The organism is Bacillus sp. SJZ110, from assembly GCF_006715455.1.
GTDB lineage: Bacteria > Bacillota > Bacilli > Bacillales > Bacillaceae > Bacillus > Bacillus subtilis.
Window position 1 is genome coordinate 1,049,384 of record NZ_VFNF01000001.1, and the last position, 16,609, is coordinate 1,065,992.

The window sequence follows — 16,609 nt, forward strand, 5'->3', positions numbered from 1 at the left end:
ATATGATGGTATTGTCATATCAGGCTGTCTAAATTACCCTTCAATTGGCGATTTATTAGGAGTTCCCGGTTTTCTTGGATACTTCTTAGGTGTATTTTTTATTTTGCGTATCACCATAATATTACGATCGCTTTCTTCAATAGGCAGCTTAAAAGAATGGATATTCTCAAGTTCTCCTCCAAGCGTCGTGATTGCTTTTTTGCCTGCATTCAGTTCTTCTTCAGCTGATGCGGCTTTTAAAGCAACAAATAAACCGTTTTTCTTCACCAGAGGCAAGCAAAGCTCACTCAAAACAGATAATCTCGCAACTGCTCGCGCTGTCACAATATCATAGCTTTCACGCACGTCTTTCCGTTGCCCGAACGTTTCAGCTCTGTCATGGCAGAATGTTGTATTCTCCAATTGCAAAGCCTCAGATAACTTTTCTAAAAACGTGATCCGTTTATTCAGTGAATCCACGATTGTAACATTGAGGTGCGGAAAGCATATTTTTATCGGCAGACTTGGAAAACCCGCTCCCGCTCCGACATCACAAATCGTGTTCACCTGATTGAAGTCGACATAAAAAGCAGCTGTAATGGAATCATAAAAATGCTTTAAATACACTTCTTTTTTCTCTGTTATTGAAGTCAGATTGATTTTTTCGTTCCATTCAACCAGCATGTCGTAATACAGCTCAAATTGCTCCAGCTGACGGGGAGAAAGGGAGATCCCTTTTTCCGCCAAACCAGAAGTGAATTCTTCAATATTCATGCCGTCATCCTTTCTATTCGGCTATCTTCGCAATGCGTCCCTGCTCTAAATACACCAATAGAATTGAAATGTCCGCCGGGTTTACACCGGAAATGCGGGAAGCTTGGGCAACAGACAAAGGCCGTACATTTTTCAGTTTTTGACGCGCCTCGGTCGCAATCCCCTTAATTGCGTCATAATCAATTCGGTCTGGAATTTTTTTATTTTCCATCTTCTTCAGTTTTTCCACTTGCTGAAGAGATTTTTCAATATATCCTTCATATTTCACTTGGATTTCTACTTGTTCTGCCACGTCTTGAGGAACGGGCACTTCTGGCGGCGCCAGTTTTGTGACTGTTTCATAGTTCATTTCAGGACGCTTCATCAAGTCTGTGCCGCGAACTCCATCTTTCAATTCGCTTCCGCCAAGAGAACGGATATATTCTTGATTTTCCGGAGACGGCTTGATAATTACAGAATGAAGACGTTTTTTCTCCGCTTCGATCGCAGCTTTTTTCTTCTCAAAGGCCGCATAGCGCTCATCAGAAATCAATCCAATGCGGTGTCCGATTTCTGTCAGACGCAAATCAGCATTGTCATGGCGAAGCAGCAATCTGTATTCAGCACGTGATGTCAAAAGACGATATGGCTCATTGGTACCTTTTGTCACAAGGTCATCAATCAGAACACCAATGTAGGCGTCAGAACGGCTTAAAATCACTTCTTCTTTTCCAAGCGCTTTTCGTCCTGCATTGATTCCCGCCATAATCCCTTGTCCCGCAGCTTCTTCATAACCGGAAGTTCCGTTAATTTGGCCTGCAGTGTAAAGGTTTGTGATTTTTTTTGTTTCAAGTGTCGGCCAGAGCTGTGTCGGTACGATTGCATCATACTCGATCGCATAGCCGGCTCTCATCATTTGCACGTTTTCAAGTCCAGGAATCGTTGCAAGCATTCTTTGCTGTACGTCTTCTGGAAGACTTGTAGATAAACCTTGGACATAGACTTCCTGTGTATTTCTGCCTTCCGGCTCAAGGAAGATTTGGTGACGCGGTTTATCATTAAATCGTACAACTTTATCTTCAATGGACGGGCAATATCTTGGACCCGTACCTTTGATCATACCGGAATACATCGGTGAACGGTGCAGGTTGCTGTCAATAATCTCATGTGTCTCAGGGCTTGTATATGTCAGCCAGCAAGGGAGCTGATCTGTGATATATTCCACTGTTTCATATGAGAAAGCGCGAGGCACATCGTCACCAGGCTGAATTTCCGTTTTGCTGTAATCAATCGTGTCGCTTTTAACGCGAGGCGGCGTACCTGTTTTAAAACGAACAAGGTCAAAACCGAGTTCCTCCAAATGCTCAGAAAGCTTAATAGAAGGCTGCTGGTTATTCGGGCCGCTTGAGTAAGACAGATCGCCAAGAATGATACGTCCTCTTAAATATGTCCCTGTCGTCATGACAACTGCTTTCGCACGATAATGTGCGCCTGTTTGTGTAATAACGCCTCGGCATTCGCCGTCTTCAACGATCAGCCGCTCCACAATTCCTTGCAGCAATGTTAAGTTTGGTTCTTTTTCAAGCGTATTTTTCATTTCGTGCTGATATTGGAATTTGTCTGCTTGCGCACGCAAAGCACGAACCGCAGGACCTTTTCCTGTATTCAGCATTCTCATTTGAATATGTGTTTTATCGATGTTTCTTCCCATTTCTCCGCCGAGCGCGTCAATTTCGCGGACGACAATCCCTTTTGCGGGGCCGCCGACAGACGGATTACATGGCATAAATGCAACCATATCTAGGTTGATGGTCAAGACAAGCGTTTTGGCGCCTTGGCGTGCAGATGCGAGGGCAGCCTCAACACCGGCATGCCCGGCGCCAATCACAATCACATCGTATTGGCCTGCTTCATACCCCATGATTCTAGTTCCTCCTTTAATTATTTTCCTAAACAGAATTGAGAAAAGAGCTGATCAATTAAGCTTTCGTGGACAGAATCTCCAATGATTTCCCCTAAAAGCTCCCAGCATCTTGTAAGGTCAATTTGCACCATGTCGATCGGGACATCCTGTTCGATGCCGCTAAGCGCATCTTCAATGGCGCGTTTTGCTTGCTGTAAGATAGAGATGTGACGTGTGTTGCTGACATAAGTCAGATCACCGCTTTCAATGGCACCCGTGTAGAACAATGATTGAATCGCTTCTTCCAGATCATTGATGCCTTCCTCTTTTAAAAGAGATGTCGTAACAACTGGACGTCCATTGGCAAGCTCACGGACACGTTCAGTGTCAATCTTCGCCTCAAGGTCAGTCTTATTCAAAATCACGATAACATCCATGCCCTCAACGGCTTCAAAAAGCTTCACGTCTTCTTCAGAAAGCTCTTCACTATAATTAAGCACAAGTAAAATCAGGTCCGCTTCCTTTAGGACCTGGCGAGAACGTTCAACACCGATTCGCTCAACAATATCCTCTGTTTCACGAATACCTGCTGTATCAACCAGACGAAGCGGGACGCCCCTTACATTCACGTATTCCTCAATCACATCCCGTGTCGTTCCGGGAATATCGGTTACGATGGCTTTTGCCTCATGAACGAGGCTGTTCAGAAGAGATGATTTTCCTACGTTTGGCCGGCCGATAATGACGGTAGAAAGACCTTCACGCAAGATTTTTCCTTGCTCAGAAGTCCTCAGCAGCGCCTCAATTTCCTTTTTCACGGCGGTTGCCTTTTCGACTAAAATCTGATGCGTCATTTCCTCTACATCATCATACTCCGGATAATCGATATTCACCTCAACATGGGCCAGTGTTTCTAAAATCTCACTGCGCAAACGGCGCACCAAAGCAGAAAGACGCCCTTCCATTTGATTCATAGCAACGTTCATTGCCCGGTCCGTTTTCGCTCTGATTAAGTCCATAACCGCTTCCGCCTGTGAAAGATCGATTCGGCCGTTTAAAAACGCACGTTTCGTAAATTCACCAGGCTCTGCCAGTCTCGCTCCCTCTCTCAATGCGAGCTGAAGCACTTGGTTCACAGTCACAATTCCCCCGTGACAGTTTATCTCGATAACATCTTCCCGTGTAAAAGTTCTCGGCGCTTTTAACACTGATACCATTACTTCCTCAACGACACGCTCCGAAGGTCTGTCTACGATATGACCATAATGAATCGTATGTGATTCGACCGAGCTGAGTGTTTTCCCCTTCGGTCCCTTATAAATTTTATCTGCGATTTGAATGGCTTCTGGTCCGCTCAACCGTACAATCGCAATCGCACCTTCTCCCATCGGTGTGGAAATTGCCGCAATTGTATCCATGTTGTTCACCTCTCTTTACTTATACTTCATCTATATAAAAAAATTTTATTATGCCAAAACTAAAAGATAACATAGTTTGGTTCGAAGTGGAAGATTTGTTATCCACAGAAATAGAAATTCGTCCCTTATTACTTTAACTTATCCACATGTGAATAACAATTAATTTTATTTCCTGAACTTCCTTTTTATCAACAGGATACACCTAAAAAGAAAAAACTTAAACGGCAAAACCTTGATATTACTAGGAAAAGTAGATTTTTCAGATACAAAAAAACCGAAATCCAATTTTTATCGGACTTCGGTTTTATGCTATCTTTTATGGGAAATAACGAGATGACGATTTTCGCCTTCACCCATTGAATATGTTTTGATCTGATGGTTTGCATATCCAGAAAGAGTATCGTGAATAATTTTTCTTTCGCTGGACGGCATAGGCTCAAGCTGGATGGATTTTTTCGTTTTCAAAACCTGGTCAGCAAGCTTGATGGCCAGCTGGCTCAGTGTTTCTTTTCTTTTCAAACGATAGTTTTCTGCATCCACCGTCACATTTTTATATTGGCCTGGATAACGGTTAAGGGCAAGCTGTGTCAAAGTTTCAAGGGCGTTTAAGGTTTGTCCTCTTTTCCCAATCAACAATGCTGCCTTTTCACCTGTTATATGATATCTCACTGTCTTTTTACTTTCTTGAACAGTCACATCAGACTTCCCGGCAATGGCTTCGGCAATCGTTTGAAGATATAACTTCGCTTGCTGAATCGGATCAATCTTTTCAACCAGCTTTACGATCGCAGGCTTTTTACCGAAAATACCGAGAAACCCTTTGTTTCCCTCTTCAATAACAGTAATTTCTACCTTATCCTTCGTTAATCCCAACTCTTGCAATCCGGACTGTACTGCTTCATCGACATTTCGCCCTGCAGCAGTCACATTCCTCACTTTTTCTTTCCTCCGGCTTTTTGCGGCTCAGGATTTTTTTTTATATCAGGTCCTTTAATGAGGAAAGTTTGCGCAATCATAAACAAGTTACCGACTACCCAATAAAGAGAAAGAGCCGCCGGGAAGTTGATCGCAAATACGATAATCATAATTGGCATAATCCAAAGCATCATCGCCATTTGCGGATTTTGCTGCGCATTGCCCGCCATCATCAGTTTTTGCTGAACAAATGTAGCGACACCGGCAACGATAGGAAGGATATAGTAAGGATCTTTTTCTCCTAAGTCAAACCATAAGAAGCTGTGCTCTGAAATCGCCTGGGTTCTCATGATCGCATGATAGAATCCAATTAAAATCGGCATCTGGATCAAAATCGGGAAACATCCCGCCAATGGATTGACACCATGCTTTTGGAATAACGCCATTGTTTCCTGCTGAAGCTTTTGCTGCGTTTTTTGATCCTTTGAGCTGTATTTTTCTTTAAGCTTTTGCATTTCCGGCTGTAAAGCCTGCATCGCTTTCGAACTTCTCAGCTGCTTAATCATCAGCGGTAAAATTAATAAACGAATTAAAATGGTAACTAGAATTATTGAAAGCCCGTAGTTATCTCCCGTCAATTTCGCTACATACGTAATGAGCTCAGACAATGGATATACTACGTACTTGTCCCAGAAATGCGGACTATCTGCAGTGATCGGCTCTTTCACACTCGAGCATCCAGCCAAAAGCATGAATACGCCAACCATACTTAATAGCAACCCTATTCTCCTTTTCAACAACATTTCCTCCTATAATTAATCTTTACACTCTTTTATTGCAAAGCATACTTGTATGTATTTTAGCATCTTTCAGTTTTAAATGGTGTCTTTTTCTGATCAACCAGAAAGGAAGCGCTTTTAAAAGTTGTAAGAAAGCAGTGGTGATGCCTACTTTGACGAAGATTTCTTATATAATGAAGACTTTCTGAATAGATGCTGCAGACTTTTTTTCGTTTCCTCATATGTCAGCTGGCTCGCCGGTTTTCTGGCAATAATGATGTAATCCTTTTCCTTCAGTCTCTCTTTCTCTTCAAGAAAGGCCTGCCGAATCAAACGTTTGATCCGATTTCGCATCACGGCATTGCCAATTTTTTTGCTGACGGAAAGCCCGACACGCAGTTCATCATTTTCAGGCTGATCAAGCGTATATAAGACAAACTGGCGGTTTGCAACTGATGTCCCATGTTTAAACACTTTTTGAAAATCTTCATTTTTCTTTAAACGATTTCGCTTCTTCAAATGACTCACTCCGATACTGGCTGGCAGAAACTTTTAAAATTTATTATGAACATGAGATGCATCTGAACCAGGAAGCATGCCCCGGTTCATTACGCATCACATCTATCTTTTCCCATAACGTGAAAAAAGACCACTGACATTATTCAGTGGCCTAAGCTGATAATACTTTTCTGCCTTTGCGGCGACGGCGTGCTAAAACTAGACGACCGTTTTTTGAACTCATACGGCTTCTGAAGCCATGAACTTTGCTGCGTTTACGGTTATTCGGTTGGAATGTTCTTTTCATTTATGACACCTCCCTCGAGGAATAGCTGTTAAAGACAGTCTTACTTATTATATTTGCGTTACCTATTCATTGTCAACTTCACTAGTGCTTTTATTTCTTGCAACCATAATAGGATACCATACCTTTTCAACTTTCGAAACCTTATTTTTTAGATTCCTTAATTTTACGGAAAAAAGACAAATTCAAACAATTTGCCCCTAAAATCACGCATGTGGATATCTTTTTCGGCTTTTTTTAGTATCCACAGAGGTTATCGACAACATTTTCACATTACCAACCCCTGTGGACAAGGTTTTTTCAACAGGTTGTCCGCTTTGTGGATAAGATTGTGACAACCATTGCAAGCTCTCGTTTATTTTGGTATTATATTTGTGTTTTAACTCTTGATTACTAATCCTACCTTTCCTCTTTATCCACAAAGTGTGGATAAGTTGTGGATTGATTTCACACAGCTTGTGTAGAAGGTTGTCCACAAGTTGTGAAATTTGTCGAAAAGCTATTTATCTACTATATTATATGTTTTCAACATTTAATGTGTACGAATGGTAAGCGCCATTTGCTCTTTTTTTGTGTTCTATAACAGAGAAAGACGCCATTTTCTAAGAAAAGGAGGGACGTGCCGGAAGATGGAAAATATATTAGACCTGTGGAACCAAGCCCTTGCTCAAATCGAAAAAAAGTTGAGCAAACCGAGTTTTGAGACTTGGATGAAGTCAACCAAAGCCCACTCACTGCAAGGCGATACATTAACAATCACGGCTCCCAATGAATTTGCCAGAGACTGGCTGGAGTCCAGATACTTGCATCTGATTGCAGATACTATATATGAATTAACCGGGGAAGAATTGAGCATTAAGTTTGTCATTCCTCAAAATCAAGATGTTGAGGACTTTATGCCGAAACCGCAAGTCAAAAAAGCGGTCAAAGAAGATACATCTGATTTTCCTCAAAATATGCTCAATCCAAAATATACTTTTGATACTTTTGTCATCGGATCTGGAAACCGATTTGCACATGCTGCTTCCCTCGCAGTAGCGGAAGCGCCCGCGAAAGCTTACAACCCTTTATTTATCTATGGGGGCGTCGGCTTAGGGAAAACGCACTTAATGCATGCGATCGGCCATTATGTAATAGATCATAATCCTTCTGCCAAAGTGGTTTATCTGTCTTCTGAGAAATTTACAAACGAATTCATCAACTCTATCCGAGATAATAAAGCCGTCGACTTCCGCAATCGCTATCGAAATGTTGATGTGCTTTTGATAGATGATATTCAATTTTTAGCGGGGAAAGAACAAACCCAGGAAGAATTTTTCCATACATTTAACACATTGCACGAAGAAAGCAAACAAATCGTCATTTCAAGTGACCGACCGCCAAAGGAAATTCCGACACTTGAGGACAGATTGCGCTCACGTTTTGAATGGGGACTTATTACAGATATCACACCGCCTGATCTAGAAACGAGAATTGCAATTTTAAGAAAAAAAGCCAAAGCAGAAGGCCTCGATATTCCGAACGAGGTTATGCTTTACATCGCGAATCAAATCGACAGCAATATTCGGGAACTCGAAGGAGCATTAATCAGAGTTGTCGCTTATTCATCTTTAATTAATAAAGATATTAATGCTGATCTGGCCGCTGAGGCGTTGAAAGATATTATTCCTTCCTCAAAACCGAAAGTCATTACGATAAAAGAAATTCAGAGGGTAGTAGGCCAGCAATTTAATATTAAACTCGAGGATTTCAAAGCAAAAAAACGGACAAAGTCAGTAGCTTTTCCGCGTCAAATCGCCATGTACTTATCAAGGGAAATGACTGATTCCTCTCTTCCTAAAATCGGTGAAGAGTTTGGAGGACGTGATCATACAACCGTTATTCATGCGCATGAAAAAATTTCAAAACTGCTGGCAGATGATGAACAGCTTCAGCAGCATGTAAAAGAAATTAAAGAACAGCTTAAATAGCAGGACCGGGGATCAATCGGGGAAAGTGTGAATAACTTTTCGGAAGTCATACACAGTCTGTCCACATGTGGATAGGCTGTGTTTCCTGTCTTTTTCACAACTTATCCACAAATCCACAGGCCCTACTATTACTTCTACTATTTTTTATAAATATATATATTAATACATTATCCGTTAGGAGGATAAAAATGAAATTCACGATTCAAAAAGATCGTCTTGTTGAAAGTGTCCAAGATGTATTAAAAGCAGTTTCATCCAGAACCACGATTCCCATTCTGACTGGTATTAAAATTGTTGCATCAGATGATGGAGTATCCTTTACAGGGAGTGACTCAGATATTTCTATTGAATCCTTCATTCCAAAAGAAGAAGGAGATAAAGAAATCGTCACTATTGAACAGCCCGGAAGCATCGTTTTACAGGCTCGCTTTTTTAGTGAAATTGTAAAAAAATTGCCGATGGCAACTGTAGAAATTGAAGTCCAAAATCAGTATTTGACGATTATCCGTTCTGGTAAAGCTGAATTTAATCTAAACGGACTGGATGCTGATGAATATCCGCACTTGCCGCAGATTGAAGAGCATCATGCGATTCAGATCCCAACTGATTTGTTAAAAAATCTAATCAGACAAACAGTATTTGCAGTGTCCACCTCAGAAACACGCCCTATCTTGACAGGTGTAAACTGGAAAGTGGAGCAAAGTGAATTATTATGCACTGCAACGGATAGCCACCGTCTTGCATTAAGAAAGGCGAAACTTGATATTCCAGAAGACAGATCTTATAACGTCGTGATTCCGGGAAAAAGTTTAACTGAACTCAGCAAGATTTTAGATGACAACCAGGAACTTGTAGATATCGTCATCACAGAAACCCAAGTTCTGTTTAAAGCGAAAAACGTCTTATTCTTCTCACGGCTTCTGGACGGGAATTATCCAGACACAACCAGCCTGATTCCGCAAGACAGCAAAACAGAAATCATTGTGAACACAAAAGAATTCCTTCAGGCCATTGATCGTGCATCTCTTTTAGCTAGAGAGGGACGCAACAACGTTGTAAAACTGTCCGCAAAACCGGCTGAATCCATTGAAATTTCTTCCAATTCTCCAGAAATCGGTAAAGTTGTGGAAGCAATTGCTGCGGATCAAATTGAAGGTGAGGAATTAAATATCTCTTTTAGTCCAAAATATATGCTGGATGCACTAAAGGTGCTTGAAGGAGCAGAAATACGCGTAAGCTTTACAGGCGCAATGAGACCTTTCTTAATTCGCACGCCGAATGATGAAACGATTGTACAGCTTATCCTTCCTGTCAGAACCTATTAATCCGATACACTGCTGCCGACTCGTCGGCAGCTTTTCTATTCGGTATCTGCTCCGACAAGTTTTCCCTTTCCCTAATTCGTTTTTTTTTAGTACAATTAGATATTAGTGATATTTGAAAGAGGTCGATATAATGGCAAATCCGATTTCAATTGATACAGAGATGATTACACTCGGACAATTCTTAAAATTAGCCGATGTGATTCAGTCTGGCGGTATGGCGAAGTGGTTTTTAAGCGAGCATGAAGTGCTTGTGAACGATGAGCCGGACAACCGCCGGGGCAGAAAGCTGTATGTTGGAGATGTGGTAGAGATTGAAGGATTTGGTTCATTTCAAGTCGTCAATTAAAGCGGGTGACACTGATTGTATATCCAGAACTTAGAACTGACATCTTACCGCAACTACGACCATGCTGAACTTCAATTTGAAAATAAAGTAAATGTGATCATCGGAGAAAACGCCCAGGGGAAGACAAACCTCATGGAGGCGATCTATGTCTTGTCCATGGCGAAATCGCACCGGACATCAAATGACAAAGAACTTATACGGTGGGACAAAGACTATGCTAAAATAGAGGGAAGAGTGATGAAGCAAAACGGGGCGATCCCGATGCAGCTCGTCATCTCCAAAAAGGGTAAAAAGGGCAAGGTCAATCATATTGAACAGCAAAAGCTCAGCCAGTATGTCGGGGCCCTCAACACCATTATGTTCGCGCCGGAAGATTTAAATCTTGTAAAGGGAAGCCCTCAAGTGAGAAGGCGGTTTCTTGACATGGAAATCGGACAGGTTTCTCCCGTCTACCTTCATGATCTTTCTCTTTACCAGAAAATCCTTTCCCAGCGGAATCATTTTTTGAAACAGCTGCAAACAAGAAAACAAACTGACCGGACGATGCTCGATGTTCTGACCGATCAGCTTGTAGAAGTTGCAGCAAAAGTCGTCGTAAAACGCCTGCAGTTTACAGCACAGCTCGAGAAATGGGCGCAGCCCATCCATGCAGGCATCTCAAGAGGGCTTGAAGAACTGACGCTGAAATACCATACAGCTCTTGATGTATCAGATCCCCTAGATTTGTCGAAAATAGGAGATAGCTATCAAGAAGCGTTTTCTAAATTAAGAGAAAAAGAAATTGAGCGTGGTGTGACGCTGTCAGGGCCTCATCGCGATGATGTTCTTTTCTATGTGAACGGACGCGATGTGCAGACGTATGGTTCTCAAGGACAGCAGCGAACGACGGCGTTGTCCCTTAAGCTGGCGGAGATTGACCTGATCCATGAAGAAATCGGAGAATATCCCATTTTACTATTGGATGATGTACTGAGTGAACTGGATGATTATCGCCAGTCACACTTGCTTCATACGATCCAAGGCCGTGTACAAACGTTTGTCACAACGACAAGCGTTGATGGCATTGATCACGAAACCTTACGTCAAGCAGGAATGTTCCGTGTGCAAAATGGTGCGTTAGTGAAGTGAAGAAATGAGGTGAGCAATTGTATATTCATTTAGGTGATGACTTTGTGGTTTCAACACGAGATATTGTCGGCATTTTTGACTTTAAAGCCAACATGTCGCCTATTGTTGAAGAATTTCTGAAAAAGCAGAAACACAAGGTGGTGCCTTCCGTAAACGGCACGCCCAAATCTATCGTAGTCACGGTTCAGAATATATATTACTCTCCCTTATCTTCCAGCACATTAAAAAAACGTGCGCAATTTATGTTTGAAATAGATTCTTAGAAATTTTTTATCAGAATATATCGTTAAGAAAAGTGTAGGTGAATGACGTGGCTATGGAACAGCAGCAAAACAGTTATGATGAAAATCAGATACAGGTTCTAGAGGGATTGGAAGCTGTTCGTAAAAGACCGGGGATGTATATCGGTTCAACAAACAGCAAAGGCCTTCACCACCTGGTATGGGAAATTGTCGACAATAGTATTGACGAAGCCCTCGCCGGTTATTGTACGGATATCAATATCCAAATCGAAAAAGACAACAGCATCACGGTGACAGATAATGGCCGCGGTATTCCAGTCGGTATTCAAGAAAAAATGGGCCGTCCTGCGGTAGAAGTCATTATGACAGTGCTTCACGCCGGAGGAAAATTTGACGGAAGCGGCTATAAAGTGTCCGGAGGATTACACGGTGTAGGTGCGTCAGTTGTAAACGCGCTTTCAACGGAGCTTGATGTGACGGTACACCGTGACGGTAAAATCCACCGCCAAACCTATAAACGTGGAGTTCCGGTTGCAGACCTTGAAATCATTGGCGAAACGGATCATACAGGAACGACTACACATTTTATCCCGGATCCAGAGATTTTCACAGAAACAACTGTGTATGATTATGATCTGCTTGCTAACCGCGTGCGCGAATTAGCCTTTTTGACAAAAGGCGTCAACATCACGATCGAAGATAAACGAGAAGGACAAGAGCGCAAAAATGAGTACCATTACGAAGGCGGAATTAAAAGTTATGTAGAGTATTTAAACCGCTCTAAAGAGGTTGTCCATGAAGAGCCGATTTACATTGAAGGCGAAAAGGACGGCATTACGGTTGAAGTGGCTTTGCAATACAATGACAGCTACACAAGCAACATTTACTCGTTTACAAACAACATTAACACGTACGAAGGCGGTACCCATGAAGCTGGCTTCAAAACGGGCCTGACTCGTGTTATCAACGATTACGCCAGAAAAAAAGGGCTTATTAAAGAAAATGATCCAAACCTAAGCGGAGATGACGTAAGGGAAGGGCTGACAGCGATTATTTCAATCAAACACCCTGATCCGCAGTTTGAAGGCCAAACGAAAACAAAGCTGGGCAACTCAGAAGCACGGACGATCACCGATACGTTATTTTCTACGGCGATGGAAACATTTATGCTGGAAAATCCAGATGCGGCTAAAAAAATTGTCGATAAAGGCTTAATGGCGGCAAGAGCAAGAATGGCTGCGAAAAAAGCGCGTGAACTAACACGCCGTAAGAGTGCTTTGGAAATTTCAAACCTGCCCGGTAAGTTAGCGGACTGCTCTTCGAAAGATCCGAGCATCTCCGAGTTATATATCGTAGAGGGTGACTCTGCCGGAGGATCTGCTAAACAAGGACGCGACAGACATTTCCAAGCCATTTTGCCGCTTAGAGGTAAAATCCTAAACGTTGAAAAGGCCAGACTGGATAAAATCCTTTCTAACAACGAAGTTCGCTCTATGATCACAGCGCTCGGCACAGGTATCGGGGAAGACTTCAACCTTGAGAAAGCCCGTTACCACAAAGTTGTCATTATGACAGATGCCGATGTTGACGGCGCGCACATCAGAACACTTCTGTTAACGTTCTTTTACAGATATATGCGCCAAATTATCGAAAATGGCTACGTGTACATTGCGCAGCCGCCGCTCTACAAGGTTCAACAGGGGAAACGCGTTGAATATGCGTACAATGACAAGGAGCTTGAAGAGCTGTTAAAAACTCTTCCTCAAACGCCTAAGCCTGGACTGCAGCGTTACAAAGGTCTTGGTGAAATGAATGCCACCCAGCTATGGGAGACAACCATGGATCCTAGTTCCAGAACACTTCTTCAGGTAACTCTTGAAGATGCAATGGATGCGGACGAGACTTTTGAAATGCTTATGGGCGACAAGGTAGAACCGCGCCGAAACTTCATAGAAGCGAATGCGAGATACGTTAAAAATCTTGACATCTAATCATAAAAAGCCTTATTTCCAATAAGAAATAAGGCTTTTTTCTGAACAAGATCAGATGCAGCAATGCTTGCAATACCTATATATTCTAGCAATTTTATGTGTATAATCATAAGTTTATTGATATAATGGAGAATAGTGAAATCGTATTGAAGGTCATAATGGACAATCTACTCCCACATATTTCATGTGATACTTCAGGGAGGTTTTTTAATGAGTGAACAAAACACACCACAAGTTCGTGAAATAAATATCAGTCAGGAAATGCGTACGTCCTTCTTGGATTATGCAATGAGCGTTATCGTGTCCCGTGCTCTTCCAGATGTTCGAGACGGTTTAAAACCAGTTCATAGACGGATTTTGTATGCAATGAATGATTTAGGCATGACAAGTGACAAGCCTTATAAAAAATCCGCGCGTATCGTTGGAGAAGTTATCGGGAAATACCACCCGCACGGTGATTCAGCGGTATATGAATCCATGGTCAGAATGGCTCAGGATTTCAACTACCGTTATATGCTCGTTGACGGTCACGGAAACTTCGGTTCTGTTGACGGAGACTCAGCGGCGGCCATGCGTTATACAGAAGCACGAATGTCTAAAATCTCAATGGAGATTCTTCGCGACATCACAAAAGACACAATCGATTACCAGGATAACTATGACGGGTCAGAAAGAGAACCTGTCGTTATGCCTTCAAGGTTCCCGAATCTGCTCGTGAACGGTGCTGCCGGCATTGCGGTAGGTATGGCAACAAACATTCCTCCGCACCAGCTGGGAGAAATCATTGACGGTGTACTTGCTGTTAGTGAGAATCCGGACGTTACCATTCCAGAGCTTATGGAAGTCATTCCAGGGCCTGATTTCCCGACCGCGGGTCAAATCTTGGGACGCAGCGGTATCCGGAAAGCATACGAATCAGGCCGAGGCTCTATCACGATCCGGGCAAAAGCTGAGATCGAACAAACATCTTCGGGTAAAGAAAGAATTATCGTTACAGAGTTACCTTACCAAGTAAATAAGGCGAAATTAATTGAGAAAATTGCTGATCTCGTAAGGGACAAAAAGATAGAGGGTATCACAGATCTGCGTGATGAGTCAGATCGTACAGGTATGAGAATTGTCATTGAAATCAGACGCGATGCCAATGCAAATGTCATCTTAAACAATCTGTACAAACAAACTGCTCTACAAACATCTTTTGGCATCAACCTGCTTGCACTTGTTGATGGCCAGCCGAAAGTTTTAACTCTTAAGCAATGCCTGGAGCATTACCTTGACCATCAAAAAGTTGTCATTAGACGCCGTACTGCTTATGAATTGCGTAAAGCAGAAGCGAGAGCTCATATCTTGGAAGGATTGAGAGTTGCACTGGATCATCTCGATGCAGTTATCTCCCTTATCCGTAATTCTCAAACGGCTGAAATTGCGAGAACAGGTTTAATTGAACAATTCTCACTGACAGAGAAGCAAGCACAAGCGATCCTTGACATGAGGCTCCAGCGTTTAACGGGACTGGAACGTGAAAAGATCGAAGAAGAATACCAATCTCTTGTTAAATTAATTGCAGAGCTAAAAGACATCTTGGCAAATGAATATAAAGTGCTTGAGATCATTCGTGAAGAACTCACGGAAATCAAAGAGCGTTTTAACGATGAAAGACGTACTGAGATCGTCACTTCTGGACTGGAGACAATTGAAGATGAAGATCTCATCGAGAGAGAAAATATCGTAGTTACTCTGACGCACAACGGATACGTCAAACGTCTTCCTGCATCAACTTACCGCAGTCAAAAACGGGGCGGAAAAGGTGTACAAGGTATGGGAACAAACGAAGATGATTTCGTTGAACATTTGATCTCTACGTCAACTCATGACACGATTCTCTTCTTCTCGAACAAGGGGAAAGTGTATCGTGCAAAAGGGTATGAAATCCCTGAATACGGCAGAACGGCAAAAGGAATCCCGATTATTAACCTGCTGGAGGTAGAAAAGGGTGAGTGGATCAACGCGATTATTCCAGTCACGGAATTCAATGCGGAGCTTTACCTTTTCTTCACTACAAAGCATGGGGTTTCAAAACGAACATCGCTATCTCAATTCGCTAATATCCGCAACAATGGTCTAATTGCTCTGAGTCTTCGTGAAGATGATGAACTGATGGGTGTACGTCTGACTGACGGCACAAAACAAATCATCATTGGAACGAAAAACGGTTTACTGATCCGTTTCCCTGAAACAGATGTCCGAGAGATGGGAAGAACTGCGGCAGGCGTAAAAGGCATCACCCTGACGGATGACGACGTTGTTGTCGGCATGGAGATTTTAGAGGAAGAATCACACGTCCTTATCGTAACTGAAAAAGGGTACGGAAAACGAACTCCCGCTGAAGAGTACAGAACCCAAAGCCGGGGCGGAAAAGGACTCAAAACAGCGAAAATCACCGAGAACAACGGCCAACTAGTAGCAGTGAAAGCTACTAAAGGTGAAGAGGATCTAATGATTATTACAGCTAGCGGCGTACTCATCAGAATGGACATCAATGATATCTCCATCACCGGACGTGTCACTCAAGGTGTGCGTCTCATCAGAATGGCAGAAGAAGAGCATGTTGCTACAGTAGCTTTAGTAGAGAAAAACGAAGAAGATGAGAATGAAGAAGAACAAGAAGAAGTGTGAAAAAAAGCGCAGCTGAAATAGCTGTGCTTTTTTTGTCATAACCCTTTACAGTCATAAAAATTATGGTATAATCATTTCTGTTGTCTTTTTAAAGACACAAGCATGACCATTATGACTAGTAAAAACTTTTTCAAAAAAGTATTGACCTAGTTAACTAAAAATGTTACTATTAAGTAGTCGCTTCGAGAGAAGCACACAAAGTTCTTTGAAAACTAAACAAGACAAAACGTACCTGTTAATTCAGTTTTTAAAAATCGCACAGCGATGTGCGTAGTCAGTCAAACTACTTTATCGGAGAGTTTGATCCTGGCTCAGGACGAACGCTGGCGGCGTGCCTAATACATGCAAGTCGAGCGGACAGATGGGAGCTTGCTCCCTGATG

The 16,609-nt window shown here is 42.3% G+C and carries 14 protein-coding genes and 1 rRNA gene; 8 read left to right on the forward strand and 7 right to left on the reverse strand.

Features of this window, described 5'->3' with window-relative positions; all coding sequences use genetic code 11:
* Positions 1 to 33: 33 nt before the first annotated feature.
* The 7 genes from rsmG to rpmH form a co-directional block, all read right to left on the reverse strand.
* On the reverse strand, positions 34 to 753 hold the full coding sequence (rsmG, locus tag FB592_RS05340; protein WP_015250777.1) for a 16S rRNA (guanine(527)-N(7))-methyltransferase RsmG: 720 nt from the start codon (positions 751 to 753) through the stop codon (positions 34 to 36).
* Positions 754 to 766: 13 nt separating this feature from the next.
* The gene (mnmG, locus tag FB592_RS05345) at positions 767 to 2,653 is read right to left on the reverse strand and encodes a tRNA uridine-5-carboxymethylaminomethyl(34) synthesis enzyme MnmG (RefSeq protein WP_003226825.1); all 1,887 of its coding nucleotides are present in this window, start codon (positions 2,651 to 2,653) and stop codon (positions 767 to 769) included.
* 20 nt (positions 2,654 to 2,673) lie between these two features.
* On the reverse strand, positions 2,674 to 4,053 hold the full coding sequence (mnmE, locus tag FB592_RS05350) for a tRNA uridine-5-carboxymethylaminomethyl(34) synthesis GTPase MnmE (RefSeq protein WP_141949357.1): 1,380 nt from the start codon (positions 4,051 to 4,053) through the stop codon (positions 2,674 to 2,676).
* Positions 4,054 to 4,362: 309 nt separating this feature from the next.
* Positions 4,363 to 4,989, reverse strand: coding sequence for an RNA-binding cell elongation regulator Jag/EloR (gene jag, locus FB592_RS05355; protein ID WP_003243764.1), 627 nt, complete (start codon positions 4,987 to 4,989; stop codon positions 4,363 to 4,365).
* The gene (gene spoIIIJ, locus FB592_RS05360) at positions 4,986 to 5,771 is read right to left on the reverse strand and encodes a YidC family membrane integrase SpoIIIJ (RefSeq protein ID WP_010886648.1); all 786 of its coding nucleotides are present in this window, start codon (positions 5,769 to 5,771) and stop codon (positions 4,986 to 4,988) included. Before spoIIIJ ends, jag begins: the two co-directional genes overlap by 4 nt.
* A gap of 144 nt (positions 5,772 to 5,915) precedes the next feature.
* Positions 5,916 to 6,266 carry a ribonuclease P protein component gene (gene rnpA / locus FB592_RS05365; protein WP_003242628.1) on the reverse strand — a complete coding sequence of 117 codons (351 nt, stop codon included), beginning with the start codon at positions 6,264 to 6,266 and terminating at the stop codon, positions 5,916 to 5,918.
* Between the two features lie 151 nt (positions 6,267 to 6,417).
* Complete coding sequence (gene rpmH / locus FB592_RS05370) at positions 6,418 to 6,552, reverse strand: 50S ribosomal protein L34 (protein WP_003178075.1); 135 nt, start codon at positions 6,550 to 6,552, stop codon at positions 6,418 to 6,420.
* Positions 6,553 to 7,178: 626 nt separating this feature from the next.
* On the opposite strand from rpmH, the gene dnaA reads away from it, so the two are divergent.
* The 8 genes from dnaA to FB592_RS05410 all read left to right on the forward strand — a co-directional run.
* Positions 7,179 to 8,519, forward strand: coding sequence for a chromosomal replication initiator protein DnaA (gene dnaA / locus FB592_RS05375; RefSeq protein ID WP_003242674.1), 1,341 nt, complete (start codon positions 7,179 to 7,181; stop codon positions 8,517 to 8,519).
* Positions 8,520 to 8,707: 188 nt separating this feature from the next.
* Positions 8,708 to 9,844 (forward strand): DNA polymerase III subunit beta, encoded by a 1,137-nt coding sequence (gene dnaN, locus FB592_RS05380; RefSeq protein ID WP_003226811.1) that lies wholly within the window; start codon positions 8,708 to 8,710, stop codon positions 9,842 to 9,844.
* Between the two features lie 130 nt (positions 9,845 to 9,974).
* Positions 9,975 to 10,190 carry a ribosome maturation protein RlbA gene (gene rlbA / locus FB592_RS05385; RefSeq protein WP_003226810.1) on the forward strand — a complete coding sequence of 72 codons (216 nt, stop codon included), beginning with the start codon at positions 9,975 to 9,977 and terminating at the stop codon, positions 10,188 to 10,190.
* A 15-nt stretch (positions 10,191 to 10,205) separates the two neighbouring features.
* Complete coding sequence (gene recF / locus FB592_RS05390; RefSeq protein ID WP_003243515.1) at positions 10,206 to 11,318, forward strand: DNA replication/repair protein RecF; 1,113 nt, start codon at positions 10,206 to 10,208, stop codon at positions 11,316 to 11,318.
* A gap of 17 nt (positions 11,319 to 11,335) precedes the next feature.
* Positions 11,336 to 11,581 (forward strand): extracellular matrix regulator RemB, encoded by a 246-nt coding sequence (gene remB, locus FB592_RS05395; RefSeq protein ID WP_003219266.1) that lies wholly within the window; start codon positions 11,336 to 11,338, stop codon positions 11,579 to 11,581.
* Between the two features lie 53 nt (positions 11,582 to 11,634).
* On the forward strand, positions 11,635 to 13,551 hold the full coding sequence (gyrB, locus tag FB592_RS05400) for a DNA topoisomerase (ATP-hydrolyzing) subunit B (protein ID WP_072175419.1): 1,917 nt from the start codon (positions 11,635 to 11,637) through the stop codon (positions 13,549 to 13,551).
* A 210-nt stretch (positions 13,552 to 13,761) separates the two neighbouring features.
* A complete protein-coding gene (gene gyrA / locus FB592_RS05405) occupies positions 13,762 to 16,227 on the forward strand; it encodes a DNA topoisomerase (ATP-hydrolyzing) subunit A (RefSeq protein ID WP_038828068.1) in 2,466 nt (821 codons plus the stop codon).
* Positions 16,228 to 16,515: 288 nt separating this feature from the next.
* Positions 16,516 to 16,609 (forward strand): 16S ribosomal RNA (locus FB592_RS05410); the annotation flags it as partial.

Bases quoted from the DNA above. Each gene is read 5' to 3' on its own strand.
- rpmH (WP_003178075.1), bottom strand. From the start codon at position 6,552: ATGAAAAGAACATTCCAACCGAATAACCGTAAACGCAGCAAAGTTCAT.
- gyrA (WP_038828068.1), top strand. From the start codon at position 13,762: ATGAGTGAACAAAACACACCACAAGTTCGTGAAATAAATATCAGTCAG.
- mnmG (WP_003226825.1), bottom strand. From the start codon at position 2,653: ATGGGGTATGAAGCAGGCCAATACGATGTGATTGTGATTGGCGCCGGG.
- rlbA (WP_003226810.1), top strand. From the start codon at position 9,975: ATGGCAAATCCGATTTCAATTGATACAGAGATGATTACACTCGGACAA.
- gyrB (WP_072175419.1), top strand. From the start codon at position 11,635: ATGGAACAGCAGCAAAACAGTTATGATGAAAATCAGATACAGGTTCTA.
- rsmG (WP_015250777.1), bottom strand. From the start codon at position 753: ATGAATATTGAAGAATTCACTTCTGGTTTGGCGGAAAAAGGGATCTCC.
- dnaA (WP_003242674.1), top strand. From the start codon at position 7,179: ATGGAAAATATATTAGACCTGTGGAACCAAGCCCTTGCTCAAATCGAA.
- spoIIIJ (WP_010886648.1), bottom strand. From the start codon at position 5,771: ATGTTGTTGAAAAGGAGAATAGGGTTGCTATTAAGTATGGTTGGCGTA.
- mnmE (WP_141949357.1), bottom strand. From the start codon at position 4,053: ATGGATACAATTGCGGCAATTTCCACACCGATGGGAGAAGGTGCGATT.
- dnaN (WP_003226811.1), top strand. From the start codon at position 8,708: ATGAAATTCACGATTCAAAAAGATCGTCTTGTTGAAAGTGTCCAAGAT.